Consider the following 16584-nt stretch of genomic DNA (forward strand, 5'->3'; position numbering starts at 1 on the left):
CTGCTCCTGGACGCCCCCGGCCACTAGAGTGGGGCGAGTGGATCAGCGGACGTACAACCAGTTCTGCGCCACCGCACGCACCCTCGACCTGGTCGGGGAGCGGTGGACGCTGCTCATCGTCCGCGAGCTGCTCACCGGCCCCAAACGCTTCACCGACTTCCAGCACAGCCTGCGCGGCCTCGGCACCGGCCTGCTGGCCGCCCGGCTGAAGCACCTCGAACGCGAGGGCCTCGTCCGCAGGACCACGCTGCCGCCCCCCGCCCGCACCCCCGCGTACGCCCTGACCGAGGCCGGAGCCGAGCTCGGCCCCGCCGTGCTCGCGCTGGCCCGCTGGGGCATGAAATGGGCGATGGGGGAGCGTCGCGCCGACGAGACCTTCCACAGCGGCTGGGCCCTCCTCGCCCTCGAATCGTGCTTCGTCCCCGAGGCCGCCGAGGGCCTGCGCGCCGTGTACGAGTTCCGCGTCGGCGACCCCGCCGGCGGTGACGTCTTCCACCTGGTGGTCGACGACGGCGCCATCGACGCCGCCCACGGCCCCGCCCAGCGGCCCGACGCCGTGGTCGAGGCCGGCGACGACGTCCTGACCGACATCGCCGCCGGGCACCTCACCCTCACCGAGGCCCTGGCCGGCGGCCGGGCCGCCGCCACCGGCGACCCCGAGGCGCTGCGCAGGCTCGGCCACCTGTTCCGCCTGCCCCGCCCCGCCGCTCGCCGGCCGGTCGGCGACGCCTCCTAGCCCGAGTACCCTTGTTGCCATGGCAGCAGGGGGTAGGGCGTCGGGCAGGCCCGCGAAGAAGAAGGGCCCGAGCAAGGGCACCGGAGGCCAGGGCCGGCGCGGGCTCGAAGGCAGAGGCGCCACGCCGCCCGCCGAGATGCGCCACTGGTACAAGGACAAGGCGCGGACCGAGCGCATCGCCCGCGAGGAGCGCGGCGGCACGCGCCGTCCCGGGCAGCCCGCCAAGCAGCGACGGTCCGACGACGCCCCCGAGTACATCGGCGGACGCAACCCCGTCCTCGAAGCCCTCCAGGCCGGCGTGCCCGCCGGCGCGCTCTACATCGCGCAGCGCGTCGACAACGACGACCGCGTCCGCGACTCCATCAAGATCGCGGCCGAACGCGGCATCGCGCTGCTGGAGGTCACCCGCGACAAGCTCGACCGCCTCACCGAGGGCGCAGTCCACCAGGGCATCGCCCTCCAGATCCCGCCGTACGAGTACGCGCACCCGTCCGAACTCGTCGAGCTGGCCCAGGACGCCGCCGAGGTGCCCCTGATCGTCGCGCTCGACGGCGTCACCGACCCGCGCAACCTCGGCGCCATCGCCCGCTCCGCCACCGCCTTCGGCGCCCACGGCCTCCTCGTCCCGTCGCGCCGCTCCGCCGGCGTCACCGGAGGCGCCTGGAAGACGTCCGCCGGCACCCTGGCCAACCTCCGCGTCGCCCGCGCCAGCAACCTCACCGCCGCCCTGCGCGAGTACCGTGACGCCGGCCTCTTCGTCATCGGCCTCGACGGCGCCGGCACGACCGACATCGGCGACGTCGAGCTCCTCACCGAGCCCCTCGTCATCGTCGTCGGCTCCGAAGGCAAGGGCCTGTCCAGGCTCGTCCGCGAACAGTGCGACGTCGTGGCCCGCATCCCCATCCAGGCCGCGGCCGAGTCCCTGAACGCGGGAGTGGCGGCAGGAGTGGCCCTGTACGAAGCGGCTCGTCACAGACGTCGGTAGCGTCTACACTGATAGGCCGCGCCGACGTAGCTCAATCGGCAGAGCATCTGTCTTGTAAACAGAAGGTCAGGGGTTCGATTCCCCTCGTCGGCTCTGCATCAGAAAGGCCCCTGAGTAGGCATTACGCCGCCAGGGGCCTTCTGCTTTCCGATCTTCAACCGGTGTCCTGGGCGCCTTCGGGAGCCACCTTGGGAGCCACCGGGGTCTGTTCGCCCAGGAGAGCGCTGGAGATGGCCTCGGTCGCGGCGCGGCGATCGCCTTCCAGGAGGTGTCCGTAGACGTCCTTGGTGATCGCGATGCTGGCGTGCCCGAGGACTTCGGACACCACGTGGAGCGGAGTGCCTTGGGCGAGCATGAGTGAGGCGCCGGAGTGGCGGAGCTCGTGCGGATGCCAGTGGCCGAGGCCCGCCTTCTTGGCCAGGCGGGAGAACAGGTGCGAGAAGGTGTCCGGGTCGGACGGGTTGCGAAAGCCGTGGGGAACATCAGGCCGTGCTCCGTCCAGTCCCCGCCGGCCTTGAGCCGTTCCTGGTTGTGGGCGGCCTTGTGCCGCTTGATCGCCTCGACCAGCTCGGGGGTGAGGCAGAGGACACGGCGTGAACGCTTGGTCTTGAGTTCGCTGATCACGATGCGGGTCCTGGCCGTGGCGTTCGGGTCGCGGTTCTTGAGCCGCTTGACGGAGTGGGTGACCCGGAGCGTGCGAGCGTCCGGGTCGAAGGCGTCCCACATGAGCCCGAGCGCTTCACCACGACGCAGGCCGAAGACGAGGGCCAGGAGGACGAGGACACCCATCCTGTGATCGGCGGCTGTGCCGAGAAGCATCTTGCCTTCCTCCACGGTCAGCGTCCGGCCTTCCTCGACGGGTACGCGGGGAGGCATCGACAGCGCCGCCACGTTCCGCACGACCAAGCCCTCCCGCTCCGCCTGGCCCAGGGCCTGGCGCAGGACGGCCCGCATGTTGCGGATGCTGTTCGCCTTGTAGCCCGCCGTGCGCTTGGCCTGCCACAGGGCATCGACTGGCTCTACCACGACGTCGGCGACTTCCGCGCTGCCCAGTACTGGACGGACCGTACGCTGGAGCTGTCGCACGCCGTCGCCGACCGGGACATGACCGCCTACATCATGGCGCGCAAGAGCCAGCTCGCCGGTGACACCGGGGATCCGGTCGCCGCCGTGGACATGGCCGAGGCAGCGAGCAACCTCGCCCGCCCAGGCAGCCGCCTTCAAGCTCTCGCACCCACCTACGCCTGCCACGGGCACGCCCTCCAGCACGAGGACGACGCGGCCCGACGCGAACTCGACCGCGCCCACGAACTCCTCCTCCAGGCCACCAGCGATCAAGCCTCATCCTGGGCCGTCTGGCTGGACGAGCCCTACCTCCAGGCCCAACGCGCAAGAAGCTACGCCGAACTCGGCAGGTTCAGCGAAGCCGTCGAAGGGTTTCGCCAGGCGATCGCCGCCGTCCCGCCCTCGTTCCGCCGCGACCTGGGTGTCTACCTGTCGCGCGAATCACTCGCACATGCAGGGGCCGGCGAGCCGGAGCAAGCCGCCGACGTCGCCATGTCCGCCCTCTACATCGCCGAGGAAACCGGGTCCGCCCGCATCATGAACGCCCTTCTCGCGCTGGACGAGCAGCTCGAACCCTGGCGGACCACGCCCCTGGTCGCCGAGCTGCACTCGGCCTTGAGGAGTACGGTGGTCAAGCAGGCATGATCACGACTTGATCGGTTCTCCCACCCGGAAGGTCCCATGCAACGCCCATACGTGCTGCTGAGCTGCGCGATGTCCGTGGACGGCCACATCGACGACACGACCCCCGAACGTCTCCTCCTGTCCAACGTCCATGACTTCGACCGAGTCGAGCAGGTACGAGCGGAAAGCGACGCCATCCTTATCGGCGCCACCACCATGCGCCGCGACAACCCCCGCCTCCTGGTCAACTCCGAAGCCCGCCGAGCCCAGCGGGCCGCCCAGGGCCTACCCCCGTACCCGCTCAAGGTCACCGTGACCAACAGCGGAGACCTCGACCCCACCCTCAAGTTCTGGCACCACGGCGGCGACAAGGTCGTCTACTGCCCCGACTCCGCCACCACCAAGCTGCGCGACTCCCTGGGCGACCTGGCCCAGGTGGTCGGCCTCGGCCCCACCGTGGACTTCGGCCGCATGCTGGACGACCTCGGTCGGCGCGGCATCAAACGCCTCATGGTCGAAGGCGGCGGCACCATCCACACCCAGTTCCTCACCCAAGGACTGGCCGACGAGATCCACCTCGCCATCGCCCCCATCTTCGTCGGCGACCCCAACGCCCCACGCTTCGTCAACCCCGGCGACTTCCCCGGCGGAACCGGCCACCGCATGGCCCTTGCCGAAGTCCGCGCCGTGGACGACGTCGTCCTCCTGCGCTACCTGCCGAAACAACCCTCAGGCAGCAAGACCTCATGACCGGCACCGCCACCGAAGAAGACCGCCAATGGCTGCACGAGGCGATCGAACTCTCACACCAGTGCCCACCATCAAGTACCGCCTTCTCCGTCGGAGCCGTCATCGTCGACGACCAGGGCAACGAGATCAGCCGCGGATACTCCCGAGAGACCGACGCCCATGTCCATGCGGAGGAATCCGCCTTGGCCAAAGTCCCCACCGACGACCCCCGCCTCAAAACGGCCACCCTGTACAGCAGCCTGGAACCCTGCAACCAGCGACGCTCACGCCCGCGAACCTGCACCCAGCTCATCCTGGAGGCCGGCATCCCCCGCGTAGTGATCGCCTGGAAGGAACCACCCACCTTCGTGAGGGACGCCAACGGCACCGAAGCCCTGACCGCCGCAGGCATCACCGTAATCACCCTGCCAGACCTGGCCGAAGCCGCACGAGCAGCCAACACACACCTGCTTGGAAAGCCAAGCTCATAGATCCCGGGCGACTTGCCGAATTGTTTTCATAGGTATCAAGCGGCGGCGCGGCGCGCCGCCGTACGCCCCGCGCCAGCGCTGCCGCGCTGCGCGTGCGGCCTGGGGGCCGTTCTCGCGCGGCACGCCGCGCGGGGCGTCGCCGTAGCACCTCCCGCGCCGTACTAACCGAACCCGCCGACCCAGCGCCGCACCACCGCACGGGGCCAGTGCTCTGACTATCCGGCGTCTTCGGATACCGCTAATGTGACGCCGTGATCAACAAGCCGCCTGGATTACCGTTCCTGATCGTCTTCTCGGCCGCAGCCACCTTCCTCTTGATATGGGCCAGCTATCCGTCCTGGTACGGGTTCGAGACGTTCAAGTTCGGGATCCCCATCGGCTTCGTCCTATTCCTCTACTGGACGATCCGGATCACATGGGCCGACCACAAGGCAAAGGCGCCAGCCGGCTTACTCAATAGCGCGCTCATGCCGTGGTACATCGCCATAGCCGTCGGGCTCGCCCTCATCACCAATGCGCCGTTCTGGATCCGCTACACCATCTCCGAACCGAGCCTGAGAGCGTACGCCACAGCAGTGGATCAGAATCCTGGTCGCAAAGAGCCTTGCCAATGGGTTGGCCTGTACTACGTATGCGACGGAAGGCGGTACGACGATCTCTTGACAGGGGAAGAGATCCCCGGCAGCGCACGGCTGGTAGTCCGGGACCTGTTCCAGCAAGACGACAAGGGCTTCGTCTGGCTGACCTCTGGCGAACCAAACGAAAATGCCGACGGCGGCGACCGCTACACCCATCTCGAAGGGTATTGGTACAGCTACCTGTACGACAGTTCGTGGTAAGTGGTTGGCCCATCGACAAGGCATTCTCAGCCTGATGGTCGTAGGACGGCATAGAGAACCAACCAGCCTCCGGCGGGGGCGCTCCGACTCCGGGATGATCACCGTGTCTGAGACAAGGTCGTAAGTGGCTAAGGAGGAAGCCTGATCATCCCGCCCACCATCGACCCGGGACAAGCCGAGCAGACCAGGGTCACGGGTACCAGATCGTTCGTCCGGTGGGGCGCTCCATCTGGTACCCGTGACCCTGGCCCACTTCCCCTTCGGGCGGGTCGACGGCAGACGGGATGATCAGGCGGCGTGGTGCGCGCGTTGCGCAAAGAACACCAGGTCACGGGCTGATCGCCGGGCCATTAGCGGGCCATTAAGAGGGTGACGAGGGGTCAACCACGGTCACTCAGGACCGACTCGCTGCCCAGCTCAGCGCCCCAGAAGGTCGTGATCGACGCAGTTCCCAAGCTGACAGTTCTCTTACCCTCGTCCTCATGGCATCACCGCGTGAGCTTCCTGCCGACGTCGCCCGCGTGCAGGGCATGCGAGACTTCGCCGCCTACCTGGAAATCATGGCGGACGACTTCGACACCGATCGTGCCGACTGTGAACGGCAGCGCCGTGAGGGCAAGCAGTTCGTCGATGGGCGCTGGAGCAGTATGTACGTCGGCGACTTTCTCAGAACGTGGGCGGCCTGGCTCCAGGACGGCTGTCTTCGCGAAGGAGCTCCGTTCAAGGGCGACGTCGACCCGCTGACGTGGCAGTCGCTCGCTCTTCAGATCCATGTCGCCCACCTGTACGAGTAGGTCGTTGCTGGAGCCACCTTGGGAGCCACTCAGACGGACGATCATGAACTGAGGTGAACAGGTCTGAACAGCCGAAGGACTGGCGACCAGCGTGGCGAACGTGTCCGAACGCCCATGAAGATCGTTTGGGGACCTTGTAAACAGAAGGTCAGGGGTTCGATTCCCCTCGTCGGCTCTGCTGGGAAGCCCGGGTCATCTGGCGGATGACCTGGGCTTTCTGCTGTAGTGGATCACTGTGAGCTGTCCGGCGCCGTCCGGCCGCGAACGGCCCGCGGCGGCCGTCCGCGCCCAGTCCGCGCCCACGCACCAGGAACAACATCCGGGCAGTCCAAGCGCCGCGGAGCCCGGCTCGATGTAGATCACCTGATATCCACACCCGAGACGAGTACGCGGCACGTAATACCAGGTCAGGAGGTTGGCGGCAGGACCGCGACGGAGCTGGGCCGCTCGCACCGAGGCATCCAAGTCTGCTGAGGGTCGCCGGCGCCCGGGAGGACCTCGACGATCTGAAGGTCGCGGCGCGGGAGTCCATGAACGGGTACTCGCGCAGCAAGTACCCGCACTGGATCAACCAGGGGAACAGTTATTTGGGTGGTTATCAGCGGTCAGGCATGTAAGGCATGTTGGTGTGTCCGAACGTGCCTGACCGATATCGCGTGTGCTCGTCTGCTGTCGTGTCTGCGGCGGCAGGGTGAGGCAACCGTGCGCCGGGGACGCGCGGGCCCCGGCGAGCAGGCGCCGCCGCGCATGCTGGTGGCGTGCCGCGTACTCGACCCCTATGGAGCCCGCCTTATCGAACTGCCCTGAACCACGCGCTCACCGCAGGTGCTTCACACGGGCGGACCCGCCTTAACGCGCCGCACCAGCCGTTCCATCGACCCCCGGTGGCTGTGGAGATGCTCCAACCACCATGTGGCGCCCGCGTCGGCGTAGGCCCGGACCGACGAGCCCGGCTCGCTCACCCCGATGACCGCCACTTCGAGGTCGCCTGCGTTTACCCGGTACCGGCGCAGCTCACTGGCCTGGGCGGCCAGGGAGTCGGGTGAAAGCGTCATAAGGCCCTCCTGGTCGTCGCCGGCGACGATCCAGCCGTCCCAGCGCGCGGCACGCCGAAGCGCACCCGGAGCCGTCCCGCCGACCCACACCGGCACCCGGGGCTGCTGGAGGGGCAGCGGCGCGAGCCGTACCCCGTCGACGCTGTAATGAGCGCCCCGGTGGTGCACTTCCTCGCCGGACCAGAGCGAGGTCATCACCTCGAGGGCCTCGTCGAGCACGACCCCGCCCGGACGCGTTCGGCCGAATGCGGTGAACTCCTGCCGCACGCCGCCCAGACCGGAGCCCAGGATCACGCGACCACCGCTCAGCCTGTCGAGCGTCGCCACCGTCTGGGCCAGCCTTTCCGGGCGGTGCCGGGCCACAGCCGTCACCGCCGTGCCCAGCCTGATGTGCGAGGTCGCCTGCGCCGCCGCGGCCAGCGTCACCCATGGGTCGGCCGGTGGCATGCCCCAGGTGAAGGCCAAGTGGTCCCACACCAGCACGGCGTCCCAGCCGGCGGCCTCGGCCTCCCGGGCGAGGGTGACCAGGTGGGCCGGCTCCGCGAGGTCACCGAGGATCGCGACGTCGATGCCGTAACGCATGCCCCTACCCAAGCATCCGGCACCGACAGTGCTGGAGGCCGCGATCGCGCGCACCGAGTTCGACACCATGGCCAAAGCCGCCGACGCATGCATCACAAAGAATCTCCGGGGCCGCTCAGCCGGTGTGGGTGGCGAGCTTCCGGCGGAGATCGAGGTTCTCTCCCCGGGCGGCTTCCAGCGCCTTGCGCATCTCGGTGATCTCCGTGCGGTGGTTGCGGGTCATCTCTTCCAGCTTCCGGGCGAGCGCGCGCACGGCCGCCGAGGTGGAGCCCGCGGCCTGGTTCTGGTCTGGTGCGGGTTGGCGGGTGGACCGGCCGGTCGTCCTGGTGCGGTACTTCTCGATCAGTGGCCGTAGCTCGGGGTGCCGGTAGAGGAAGTCGGTGCTCACGTTCGCCGTGCGGGCGACCGCGGCGGAAGTGACCGCTGACCGTCGTCGACGAGCTTCTTGAGGCCGTCCCGGGCCCGCTGCGCGGCGGTCTGGGGGCGGGCGGCCGTCGCGGCCCGCAGGTGGCTGGGGAGCTGGTTCAGCGGTGCTCCCTTCGGTGGCCTTGGCGCCTTCGGCCTGGTCCGCCGGGACCCTCTCGGGCCGGTCGGGGGCGCCGGCGCCGCGAACGGCCCGGCGCTTGCCGTCCTCGTGGACGGCCACCTGGTCGATCGCGACCAGGATCTTGCGCAGGGCGGTGGTCTCGGCACCGGCCAGCCAGATGTTGTCCTCGCTCATGGGCTCGCCGAACCTGGCGGTGAACTGGGCTTGGCGGCGGTCGATCAGGGCCTCGGTGTCGTTGAGCTGGCGTTCGAGCTCGGGGCGGTGGGATTCGTCGGTGACGGACTTCCCGCAGGGCAGGCACGCGTTGCCCTTGGAACAGACCTGTTGGGCGGCAGTGTGCACCACCCGTTGAGCAGGACTCGGTCGGCGCGCTGGTCCAGGTGCACGAGCTCGTACAGGTCGCCGGGGTCGATGGCCACCACTTCGCGGCCTGGCTCAGCCAGTCGGTGGTGAGGTGGCTGACGTTGGCCCGGTTGCGTCCCGACGGCTGGTGTTCGCGGAGCGGGATGCGGTCGTCCAGGACCGGGTTCCGTACGTTCAGCCGCCATCAGTCGCCGTCGTGGTAGCCGTAGGCCAGCCGGTCTTGGACGCGCTTGAGGAAGTACTCGGTGTATTTCACGACGTAGGCGCCGATGTCCGTCTCACCGAGCTTGATTCGCGCCAGACGGACCTCCCGGACCCATTCGTCCTTGGAGAAAGCCGTGATCGAGGGCCCGGACCGGGCGGCCGCCGATCCATGACCAGCGGCCAGCGCCGGGCCGTTGCAGAGCCCCCCGAGCCGGTTCGGCCGCGGCGGCGAACAGCTTCTCCTCGCTGCCGAAGTAGCGCATCACCATGGCCGGGTCGATCCATACGTGGAGGCAACGGCCCTGATGGTGATCTTGTCGTAGCCGTCTGCGGCGAAACGTTCGCGGGCCGCGACCAGGATCGCGGCCTTGGTGTCGGCGGAGGACCTCCTCATGTCAACAATTGTAGGCCAACGCCTGTTGACATAGCTGTCGGCCTCGCTTACTTTATGCCAACAGACGTTGACCAAGGAGTCGACATGAACGCCGAAGTGCTCATCGCCGGAGCCGGGCCCGCAGGGCTCACTGCTGCGATCGTCCTGGCCCAGCGCGGCCGGCAGGTCATGATCGTGGACGCGCAGGCGAAGGGCGCCAACACCTTCCGCGCCGCCGTCGTGCACTCACGCACCCTGGAGGTGCTGGAGCCGTACGGTGTGGCGGACCGACTGGCCGCGCACGGCATCCACACGCCGGTCTTCACCATCCGCGACCGCGACAAGGTCCTGGTGCCGGTGCCCTTCGACGGCTTGCCCACCGCCTACCCCTACACCCTGATGATCTCCCAGGCCGACACCGAGGCCTGTCTGCTGGCCCGCCTGGAAGAGCTCGGCGGCAAGGTGATCAGGCCTGCCCGGGTGAGCGGCATCGAGCAGGACGCCGACGGCGTCACCGCCGCCTTGGACGACGGGCAGCGCATCCGCGCCGCCTACCTGATCGGCGCCGACGGCTTGAACAGCACGGTCCGCCAGAGTGCCGGAATTGGTTTCACCGGCGGCACCTACGCCGAGTCGTTCGTCCTGGCCGATGTTCGCCTGCCGTCGCCCGCAGGCCGAGCAGGTAGTCGCGCTGGCCGGGCGGCTCACCGAGCTGGCCGCCGCCGCCTCAGGTCGCCGCGTGCTGCGCAACCTGGTCCTCGCGCTGGCAGGCCGCATCCCCGCCGTCCGCAACCGCCTGGCCTGGCAGCTGTCCGGCCTGAACAGAAGGCAAGCCGCGTGAACGCCCGCCTCATCCGAAGGGACGCATCGTGAAACTCGTCAACGACCGCCTTGCCGTCAAGGCCCGACTCGTCGAACCGAACGACTGCGGCTACCTGCTGTTCGCCGCCGAGACCGGCACCTGGCGTGGTCCCTTCCCCACCTCGGTCCCCTCGCTCGACGGGCTGAAGGCCATCGCTGTCGAACTGGCCGCCCGCCCCGAGGTGGAGGACGCCACCGTCTTCCGCGGCCGGTTGCGCCCGCCGGGCGAGGGCGATGAGATCCTTGCCGCACGCGGCCGTGCGCCCGCCCGCTACGACGTGGTCCTGCTGGTGCGCACAACCGACATCGACAGCGCGCTGGCTCTGCGCGACGATCCCCTGTACGGCAAGGCCACGAGCCTGCTGCCCGCCCGCCGTACCCACCAGATCGTGGGCCGCAACGCGGCCCGGCTGGGCGACGTCGACCACGGCCCGGACCACCCCTTCCTGTTCAACTACTTCTACGCCGACGACCCCGCGACATTGCTGAAGGTGTGGGAGTACACCGCCGGCTGGTTCCAGGCCAAGACCGCATTGCCCAACTCGACCCTGCTGCAGCCGCTGGAAGGGGAGAGCCCCGAGTACGGCATCATCAATCACGCGAGCTGGCCGAACTTGCCCACCTTCCTGCCCGGCCTGATCTTCCGGCCCACCTTCCGCAGCTTCGTGCTGGCCAATTTCAAGGCGAACGGCATCGCGGCCCAGCCGATCATCTACCGGCGGGTCTGACGTCTACCTGCTACGTGGTTCCTACCACCCTCCTCTGCATATGAGGTCGAGCAGCAATGGAACGGTCAGCTGTGCCAGCCGTTCGTCCGGCTCGGCGGGTTCCGGCGTCATCTGCGGCGCGTACCTTTCCAGTACGCGGCGGGTGACGCGCGGCGACGGCGCCGCCTCGCCTGCCGCCACGGCCCGGAATCGCGTTCAGCAGTTCCTGCGGCCGGGTGTTCTTCGGCAGGGACCCGGCCGCTCCGGCCTTGAGTCCGGCGAAGGCGTACTCGTCCAGATCGAAGGTGGTCAGGATGAGGACGCGCGAGCGCGGGCTGTCGCGCACGATCCGGCGGGTGGCTTCGATGCCGTCCAGGCCGGGCATGCTGACCCGCGACGACGTCCGCGTCGACGCCGGCGTCAACCTGGACGGCGCCTACGTCGGCCTGGCCACCCGGGGGGTGCCCAGGCCGTTCCTGCGACTGGCGGCCGAGACGCAGACGCGTGACAGCGAGCCGAGCTGGAAGCAGTCCGGCGGGCCTCCACCGGATGGAGGTGGGAGCTGCGCTTCAAGGACGCGGCCCACGGCTCGTTCACCGACCTGCGGCCGCTGCACACGCCCCGATGTGCTACTCCGTGTCCTGCTCGTCCTCGTCGGCGTGGAAGGACGGGAGGTAGGAGATACCCACGAGCATCCCTTCGGGGCTCATGAGCCGGGCGGTCGTCTGGCCCCATGGCTCCTCGTGAGCCTCGATCAGGATCTCCTGCCCCTTGGACCGGAGTTCTTCGACGGCGTCGGCGACGGCTTCGGGGGATGAGACTTCGAGTTCGATCCACGCCTGCGGGACCGGCCGGTCCTCGGGCCATTGATCAGTTCCGAAAGTCGCTTGGGCCGCTTGGCTGAGGGGCCAAAGGGCGAACGCCTTCGTGCCGGGCAAATCGGACGCGTGGTAGTAATCAGGAGCAACCTCATCGAACGGAATGCCGATCGTTTGCGACCAGAAGTTGAACGTAGCGTCCGGATCAGTACCGATCGGCCCGAATCCGGCTACGAATGCTATGTCCATTTCTCCATGGTAAAACCGCGACCTATTCGGCGATCAGTCGCCGGGCTTCCGGAGATCCCGCCCGACTTCTGCCGGACGGTGACGCATCTGGGCAGTGCGGACGAGGCCCGTGCGGCGGCGTGCTCAGGGACACGGCCTCGGCCTGCGCCGGAGAGGCGGCGAGCGCCCCTCGGGTCGTGGTGAAGATGACCGCCCGGCGGTTCTCGGTGCGTCCCGCGGGATCGTTCGAACCGCCGGCCTTGGTGTCGGCGCGTCCGGCTTCGCCGCCGATCTCGTGCGCAAGTGCACCTGTCGTTACTGGCCCGCATTCATTAGGTTGGAGAAGCCCGATGTTCCAGGAGCGTTCATGGATCATAGGTTCGTGCGTCTGGTCGTCTACGTGGTCAGGTTCGCGGGCGTCGTCGCGGGGCTCTGGGGTGTCGCCTACGTGATCAACGGCGCCACGCAGGCCGGCGGGTTCATCACCGTTCGCGCGGTCCCCCGGCTGGATGCCGCCGAGCAGCTCGGGCTGAGCGGGGTGAAGCTGCCCAGCGGCGTCTCGCTGGCAGGTGAGGAGCTGTCCCTGCAGGTTTGGAACTCCACGCTCGTCGAGCAGGTGGTCTCGCGTGCGGACATCATGCTGGGCGGCCTGTGCGCGCTCGTCGCCGCCTTCCTCCTCCGGGGCCTGCTGACGTCCATGCTCGAACGGCAGCCCTACCGCAGCGGCAACGCCGCCCGGGTCGCCTGGCTCGCCGTCCTCGCGGTCGCGGCGGGAGCGGCTCAGGCGCTGCCCGGCCTCGCGGGGGCCGCCGTGCTGGACAGGGTGGGGCTGAGCGGGACGTTCGGGGCGGCGTACGGCCTGTCGTGGGTGCCGTTCGTGGGGGCCGCGTTCCTGCTGGCGCTGGCCGTGGCGCTGCGCCAGGGGCGGGCGGCGTCACCTGCGCCGGCAGCCGGGTCCGGCGGCGCCTGATCGCGGTGACGCATCATCCCGGGCCGGACGGCACCGGCGAGCCGCCACGCGCAGGAAAGCGGCGTTACCCGGGTCCCTGCCGGACTCGTCGGTGCATGACATGGGCTTGCTCGCTGAGGTCGTGGTCAGCCGGGTGGGCGGAGTGGACACGCCGGGCGGTCGTTGATCGACGACCTCTGCCGGACGATGAGCTACAGTCGTCCGCCGTGGCCGAATCCTCCCCCTATCTGACCGTGACGGCGGACGCCTACGACGCCGTCGCCGACCTCTACGCCGACTTCGTCCGGGACTCGCTCGACCGCCTGCCGATGGATCGCGCGATGGTCGCCGCGTTCGCCGAACTCGTACGGGCGGCGGGGCCCCGGCCGGTCGTCGAGGCCGGCTGCGGTCCCGGGTACATGACGGCGCACCTGCGTGACCTCGGACTGGACGCCTTCGGCGTCGACCTGTCTCCCGCGCTGATCGACATCGCCCGCAAGGATTATCCTGACCTGCGGTTCGAGGTCGGTTCGATGGGCGCGTTCGACGTGGCCGACGGCGAGCTGGGCGGGCTGCTCTCCTGGTACTCGGTCATCCACGTCCCGCCGCCGGAGCTGCCGCCGTACTTCGCCGAGTTCCGCCGGGTGCTGGCCCCGGGCGGTTACCTCCTGCTCGGTTTCTTCGAATCAGAGGGCGGCCCGGTGCTGCAGTTCGACCACAAGGTCACGCCGGCTTACCGGTGGCCGATCGACGACTTGGCCGACCTGGCCCGCGAGGAGGGGTTCGTCGAGGTGGCGCGGATGTTGCGCGAGCCGTTGGAGGGTGAACGATTCCGCCGCGGCCACCTGCTGTGGAGATGTCCCTGAGATCATTCCGTCATGGCGGACGAGACTGCAGGGCGGTTCCGGGCGGGGGAGACGGCCTTGGTGGCCGTCGTGGAGGAGGCCGAGCCGGTGGCGGGGCCGTGGCGGCGGCGTTTCGACTCTTTCGCCTCCGTCGGCGTTCCCGCGCACGTGACTGTGCTTGTGCCGTTCCTGGACATCGAGCGCATCGACTCCGGGGTGATGGATGATCTGCGGGCGCTGGTCGGCGAGCATGACCCGTTCACCGTTCGGTTCGAGGGGTGTCGGCGTTTTCCTGGCGTGCTCTACCTCGCGCCGACGCCCGACCAGCCGTTCCGCGCGCTGACCGAGGCCGTTGCGGCGCGGTGGCCGGAAGCGCCGCCGTACGGCGGGCAGTTCGCGGACGTCGTCCCGCATCTGACTGTGGCGCATGGCCAGGAAGGGCACGTGCTGGACGAGGTGGAGGCCGCGCTGGCCACGCGGCTGCCGGTGACCGCCGACGTCGGCTCGGTCAGCCTGTTCGTCTGCGACGGTGACCGCTGGCACCGGCACGCCGACTTCTCGTTGCTCGGGCTGCCTGCTGCTCGTCCGGGCTCGTCGTCATGACAACGGCTGGGGGTGCGGGCTAGGCCATCTTGGCCTGCAGGGCGGGGAAGTGGCGGGCGGTGCTGAGGAAGGTCCTGAAGGCCCAGCGGGTGACGGTGCCGTCGGGGTCGCGCTCGTACCGCTCGTACGTCGCGTCGAAGCGCACCGCGTCCTCCATGCCGCCCAGCAGGACCTGGCGCAGTGTGATCCGGCTGACGGAGTGGTGGTCGTCGGCCGGGTCGGGGTGGACGGGGGTCGGCAGCACGAGCAGTTCCTTCCCGGTGTGGGTGAGGAAGGCGAAGTCCTGCCGCGCGGCCCGCGCCGGGGTGAACAAGCAGCTCATCTCGTACTACTTCGGGGGCAAGGAGGGCCTGTACCAGGCGATCGGGGATCACTGGCGGGAGCGTGAGACCGCCCTGGCCGGGCCCGCCGGGTCGCTCGGCGAGCTGATCGCCTCCTACGTCCGCTTCGACGTCGAGCACGGCGGCTTCGGCAGGCTGCTGGTCTGGGACGGGCTGACCGGGGCTGCGCCCGACCCGCGGTTCGCCGAGGGGGTCCGCGCGATCGTCGAGGACCTGCGAGGCCGGCAGCGGGCCGGCGAGTTCCCCGCCGACCTCGACCCGGCCGCGCTGGCGGTGGCGCTGTTCGCGATCGCCGCCGCCGGGGCCGCCTTCCCGCAGGTGGTGGCCGCGGTGAGCGGCCTGACGCCCGAGGAGTTCGGCGAGCACTACGCCACCCAGATGCGCGCGCTGGTCGATCGTCTCTCGGGTTAGAAAGGGCGGAGAGGGGTCAGGCTTCGCGGTCGAGGCGGCTCGTGACGAGTTCCAGGACGCGGGCGGCGGTCCGGAGGTCGTCGGCGGGGATGCCGGCGTAGGCGCGGGCGACGACCTGGCCGGTCTCGGCGCGTACGCGGGCGAACAGCTCCTGGCCGGCGGGGGTGACGGCGTGTTCGGTGGTGAGCAGGCCGGCGGTGACCAGGTCGTCCAGGATCTGCCGCACCTGGGCGGGATCGGCGCTGCGCAGGGCTTGGGAGAGCCGCGCGGCCGGCTCCCCGGTGGGTGCGGGATCCGTGGCGGTGGCGGCCAGAGTGAGGGCGATCCAGTGCTGCTTGGTGACGCCCGTGGTGGCCAGGGCACGGACCAGCACGGCCTCGTGCGCGTCCTCGGCCTGACCGACGATCTTCGGGTTCAGCGACATGACGGCTCCTTAAGAGAAGCGGGGTAGTGGGAAAATTCTGGCACTCGGTCTCGTTTGGTGGCAAGTGTCGAATGGGGCTTGGTCTCCATCGATCCTCGGCGTCGTTTCGGGGTAGGATGCGTCCGTGCTCGACGAACGTTCCTTGCCGCTGCGCGAGCGCAAGCGGCTCCGCACGCGCCGCACGCTGGCCGAGACGGCGTTGCGCCTGTTCACCGACCACGGGTTCGAGGCCACCACGCTGGAGCGGCTGGTGGAGGAGGCGGAGGTGTCCAAGAGCACCTTCTTCCGCGCCTTCCCCGCCAAGGAGGCCGTGGCGGTCGAGGCCGAGACCGAGGTGTGGACGGCCTACACCGCCGCGCTGGATCGGGGCCGGCCGGAGGGCGTGGTCCTCGACGTGCTCCGCGACGCCCTCACCGAGGTCGCGGTCGCGCTCGACCCCGACTGGGACCGGCGCTACGTCGCCACCCGCAGGCTGATCCTCACCGCGCCGGCCCTGCTGGCCTACGTCGACCACTACCGCACGGGCGTCGAGCGCCAGGTCGTCGCCTGCCTGGCGGGCAAGCTCGGCCTCGACGACGGCGACCTGCGCCTCCAGGTCCTCGCCGAGCTCACCACGACGGCCTGGAGCGTCGCGGCCCGCGACTGGGTCCGCAACGAGGCCGACGGCGGTCGCGAGCGGCTCGTCCGGCGGCTGCGGGACGCCTTCCGCGCCGTGCCGGCCAGCCTGGACCTGCGAGCGCCGGGCACCGGCTGAGGCCACGGCACGGCGCCACGGCACGGCACGGCACGGCGCCACGGCACGGCACGGCGACGCCGACTGCCCCTCGCCGTCGCCCTGACGTCGTCGTCCCGGCGGGCCGCGTAGGAAGGTCATCAATATTCCGGCGGGCGGCGTATGAATGCCGTCAAGATCCGCCATATCTCGCAATTCGGGCGATTTGCTTGCCGTGTGGCCGCCTGTCCGGGCGGCACGCAAGCACACGTCTGCGAGGAGTGGGGATGGCTGACGT

General features: G+C 69.5%; 22 protein-coding genes and 1 tRNA gene. 15 read left to right on the plus strand and 8 right to left on the minus strand.

Annotated features, from left to right (window positions below; genetic code table 11):
* Positions 1-37 precede the first annotated feature (37 nt).
* From BMX74_RS37230 to BMX74_RS37240, 3 genes are all read left to right on the plus strand, one after another.
* Positions 38-736, plus strand: a complete 699-nt coding sequence (locus tag BMX74_RS37230; protein ID WP_091105185.1) for a winged helix-turn-helix transcriptional regulator — start codon at positions 38-40, stop codon at positions 734-736.
* Between the two features lie 19 nt (positions 737-755).
* Positions 756-1721 carry a 23S rRNA (guanosine(2251)-2'-O)-methyltransferase RlmB gene (rlmB, locus tag BMX74_RS37235; protein ID WP_091105187.1) on the plus strand — a complete coding sequence of 322 codons (966 nt, stop codon included), beginning with the start codon at positions 756-758 and terminating at the stop codon, positions 1719-1721.
* A 20-nt stretch (positions 1722-1741) separates the two neighbouring features.
* A tRNA-Thr gene (locus BMX74_RS37240) sits at positions 1742-1814 on the plus strand.
* Positions 1815-1875: 61 nt separating this feature from the next.
* Here the strand turns inward: BMX74_RS37240 and BMX74_RS44550 are convergent.
* Positions 1876-2445: a site-specific integrase gene (locus BMX74_RS44550; RefSeq protein WP_091105188.1), complete on the minus strand. Its 570-nt coding sequence runs from the start codon at positions 2443-2445 to the stop codon at positions 1876-1878.
* Here BMX74_RS44550 and BMX74_RS44555 point away from each other — a divergent pair.
* From BMX74_RS44555 to BMX74_RS37270, 5 genes are all read left to right on the plus strand, one after another.
* Positions 2400-3431 (plus strand): NsdA family TPR-like regulatory protein, encoded by a 1032-nt coding sequence (locus BMX74_RS44555; RefSeq protein ID WP_091105190.1) that lies wholly within the window; start codon positions 2400-2402, stop codon positions 3429-3431. The genes BMX74_RS44550 and BMX74_RS44555 overlap by 46 nt on opposite strands.
* Positions 3432-3467: 36 nt before the next feature.
* On the plus strand, positions 3468-4160 hold the full coding sequence (locus BMX74_RS37255; protein ID WP_091105191.1) for a RibD family protein: 693 nt from the start codon (positions 3468-3470) through the stop codon (positions 4158-4160).
* Positions 4157-4630, plus strand: coding sequence for a cytidine/deoxycytidylate deaminase family protein (locus BMX74_RS37260; protein WP_091105193.1), 474 nt, complete (start codon positions 4157-4159; stop codon positions 4628-4630). The genes BMX74_RS37255 and BMX74_RS37260 overlap by 4 nt, the downstream gene beginning before the upstream one ends.
* A gap of 251 nt (positions 4631-4881) precedes the next feature.
* Positions 4882-5469, plus strand: coding sequence for a hypothetical protein (locus BMX74_RS37265; protein WP_091105194.1), 588 nt, complete (start codon positions 4882-4884; stop codon positions 5467-5469).
* A gap of 482 nt (positions 5470-5951) precedes the next feature.
* Positions 5952-6263, plus strand: coding sequence for a hypothetical protein (locus BMX74_RS37270; RefSeq protein ID WP_143078910.1), 312 nt, complete (start codon positions 5952-5954; stop codon positions 6261-6263).
* Between the two features lie 830 nt (positions 6264-7093).
* Here the strand turns inward: BMX74_RS37270 and BMX74_RS37275 are convergent.
* From BMX74_RS37275 to BMX74_RS37290, 3 genes are all read right to left on the minus strand, one after another.
* On the minus strand, positions 7094-7900 hold the full coding sequence (locus BMX74_RS37275; RefSeq protein WP_177227654.1) for an LLM class flavin-dependent oxidoreductase: 807 nt from the start codon (positions 7898-7900) through the stop codon (positions 7094-7096).
* Between the two features lie 115 nt (positions 7901-8015).
* Positions 8016-8792 (minus strand): hypothetical protein, encoded by a 777-nt coding sequence (locus BMX74_RS37280; RefSeq protein WP_091105199.1) that lies wholly within the window; start codon positions 8790-8792, stop codon positions 8016-8018.
* 484 nt (positions 8793-9276) lie between these two features.
* Positions 9277-9408 (minus strand): TetR family transcriptional regulator, encoded by a 132-nt coding sequence (locus BMX74_RS37290; RefSeq protein ID WP_218154174.1) that lies wholly within the window; start codon positions 9406-9408, stop codon positions 9277-9279.
* 84 nt (positions 9409-9492) lie between these two features.
* Here BMX74_RS37290 and BMX74_RS37295 point away from each other — a divergent pair, with 84 nt between their 5' ends.
* Together BMX74_RS37295 and BMX74_RS37300 are read left to right on the plus strand one after the other, a co-directional pair.
* Entirely contained in the window at positions 9493-10260 is a 768-nt protein-coding gene (locus BMX74_RS37295; protein WP_218154175.1) for an FAD-dependent oxidoreductase, read from the plus strand.
* Positions 10257-10976, plus strand: coding sequence for a hypothetical protein (locus BMX74_RS37300; protein ID WP_091105202.1), 720 nt, complete (start codon positions 10257-10259; stop codon positions 10974-10976). The genes BMX74_RS37295 and BMX74_RS37300 overlap by 4 nt, the downstream gene beginning before the upstream one ends.
* Positions 10977-10986: 10 nt before the next feature.
* On the opposite strand, the gene BMX74_RS37305 is transcribed toward BMX74_RS37300, so the two are convergent.
* Both BMX74_RS37305 and BMX74_RS37310 read right to left on the minus strand, forming a co-directional pair.
* Positions 10987-11340, minus strand: coding sequence for a response regulator (locus tag BMX74_RS37305; protein WP_256257517.1), 354 nt, complete (start codon positions 11338-11340; stop codon positions 10987-10989).
* Between the two features lie 244 nt (positions 11341-11584).
* Positions 11585-12022 carry a VOC family protein gene (locus tag BMX74_RS37310; protein ID WP_091105204.1) on the minus strand — a complete coding sequence of 146 codons (438 nt, stop codon included), beginning with the start codon at positions 12020-12022 and terminating at the stop codon, positions 11585-11587.
* Positions 12023-12368: 346 nt separating this feature from the next.
* Here BMX74_RS37310 and BMX74_RS37315 point away from each other — a divergent pair, with 346 nt between their 5' ends.
* From BMX74_RS37315 to BMX74_RS37325, 3 genes are all read left to right on the plus strand, one after another.
* Complete coding sequence (locus BMX74_RS37315; RefSeq protein ID WP_143078912.1) at positions 12369-12971, plus strand: hypothetical protein; 603 nt, start codon at positions 12369-12371, stop codon at positions 12969-12971.
* Between the two features lie 206 nt (positions 12972-13177).
* On the plus strand, positions 13178-13816 hold the full coding sequence (locus BMX74_RS37320) for a class I SAM-dependent DNA methyltransferase (RefSeq protein ID WP_256257518.1): 639 nt from the start codon (positions 13178-13180) through the stop codon (positions 13814-13816).
* Positions 13817-13828: 12 nt separating this feature from the next.
* A complete protein-coding gene (locus BMX74_RS37325) occupies positions 13829-14398 on the plus strand; it encodes a 2'-5' RNA ligase family protein (RefSeq protein WP_091105207.1) in 570 nt (189 codons plus the stop codon).
* 19 nt (positions 14399-14417) lie between these two features.
* On the opposite strand, the gene BMX74_RS45210 is transcribed toward BMX74_RS37325, so the two are convergent.
* Entirely contained in the window at positions 14418-14720 is a 303-nt protein-coding gene (locus BMX74_RS45210; protein ID WP_218154176.1) for a hypothetical protein, read from the minus strand.
* Here BMX74_RS45210 and BMX74_RS45215 point away from each other — a divergent pair.
* Positions 14704-15150, plus strand: coding sequence for a TetR/AcrR family transcriptional regulator (locus tag BMX74_RS45215; protein WP_218154181.1), 447 nt, complete (start codon positions 14704-14706; stop codon positions 15148-15150). The genes BMX74_RS45210 and BMX74_RS45215 overlap by 17 nt on opposite strands.
* Positions 15151-15166: 16 nt before the next feature.
* Here BMX74_RS45215 and BMX74_RS37340 read toward each other — a convergent pair whose 3' ends face one another.
* On the minus strand, positions 15167-15574 hold the full coding sequence (locus BMX74_RS37340) for a helix-turn-helix domain-containing protein (RefSeq protein WP_055505020.1): 408 nt from the start codon (positions 15572-15574) through the stop codon (positions 15167-15169).
* 124 nt (positions 15575-15698) lie between these two features.
* Between BMX74_RS37340 and BMX74_RS37345 the strand changes: the two genes are divergently transcribed.
* Positions 15699-16328: a TetR/AcrR family transcriptional regulator gene (locus BMX74_RS37345; RefSeq protein ID WP_091105212.1), complete on the plus strand. Its 630-nt coding sequence runs from the start codon at positions 15699-15701 to the stop codon at positions 16326-16328.
* Positions 16329-16584: the final 256 nt, after the last annotated feature.

Origin of the sequence: Nonomuraea pusilla (genome assembly GCF_900109355.1) — a bacterium.
Lineage (GTDB): Bacteria > Actinomycetota > Actinomycetes > Streptosporangiales > Streptosporangiaceae > Nonomuraea > Nonomuraea pusilla.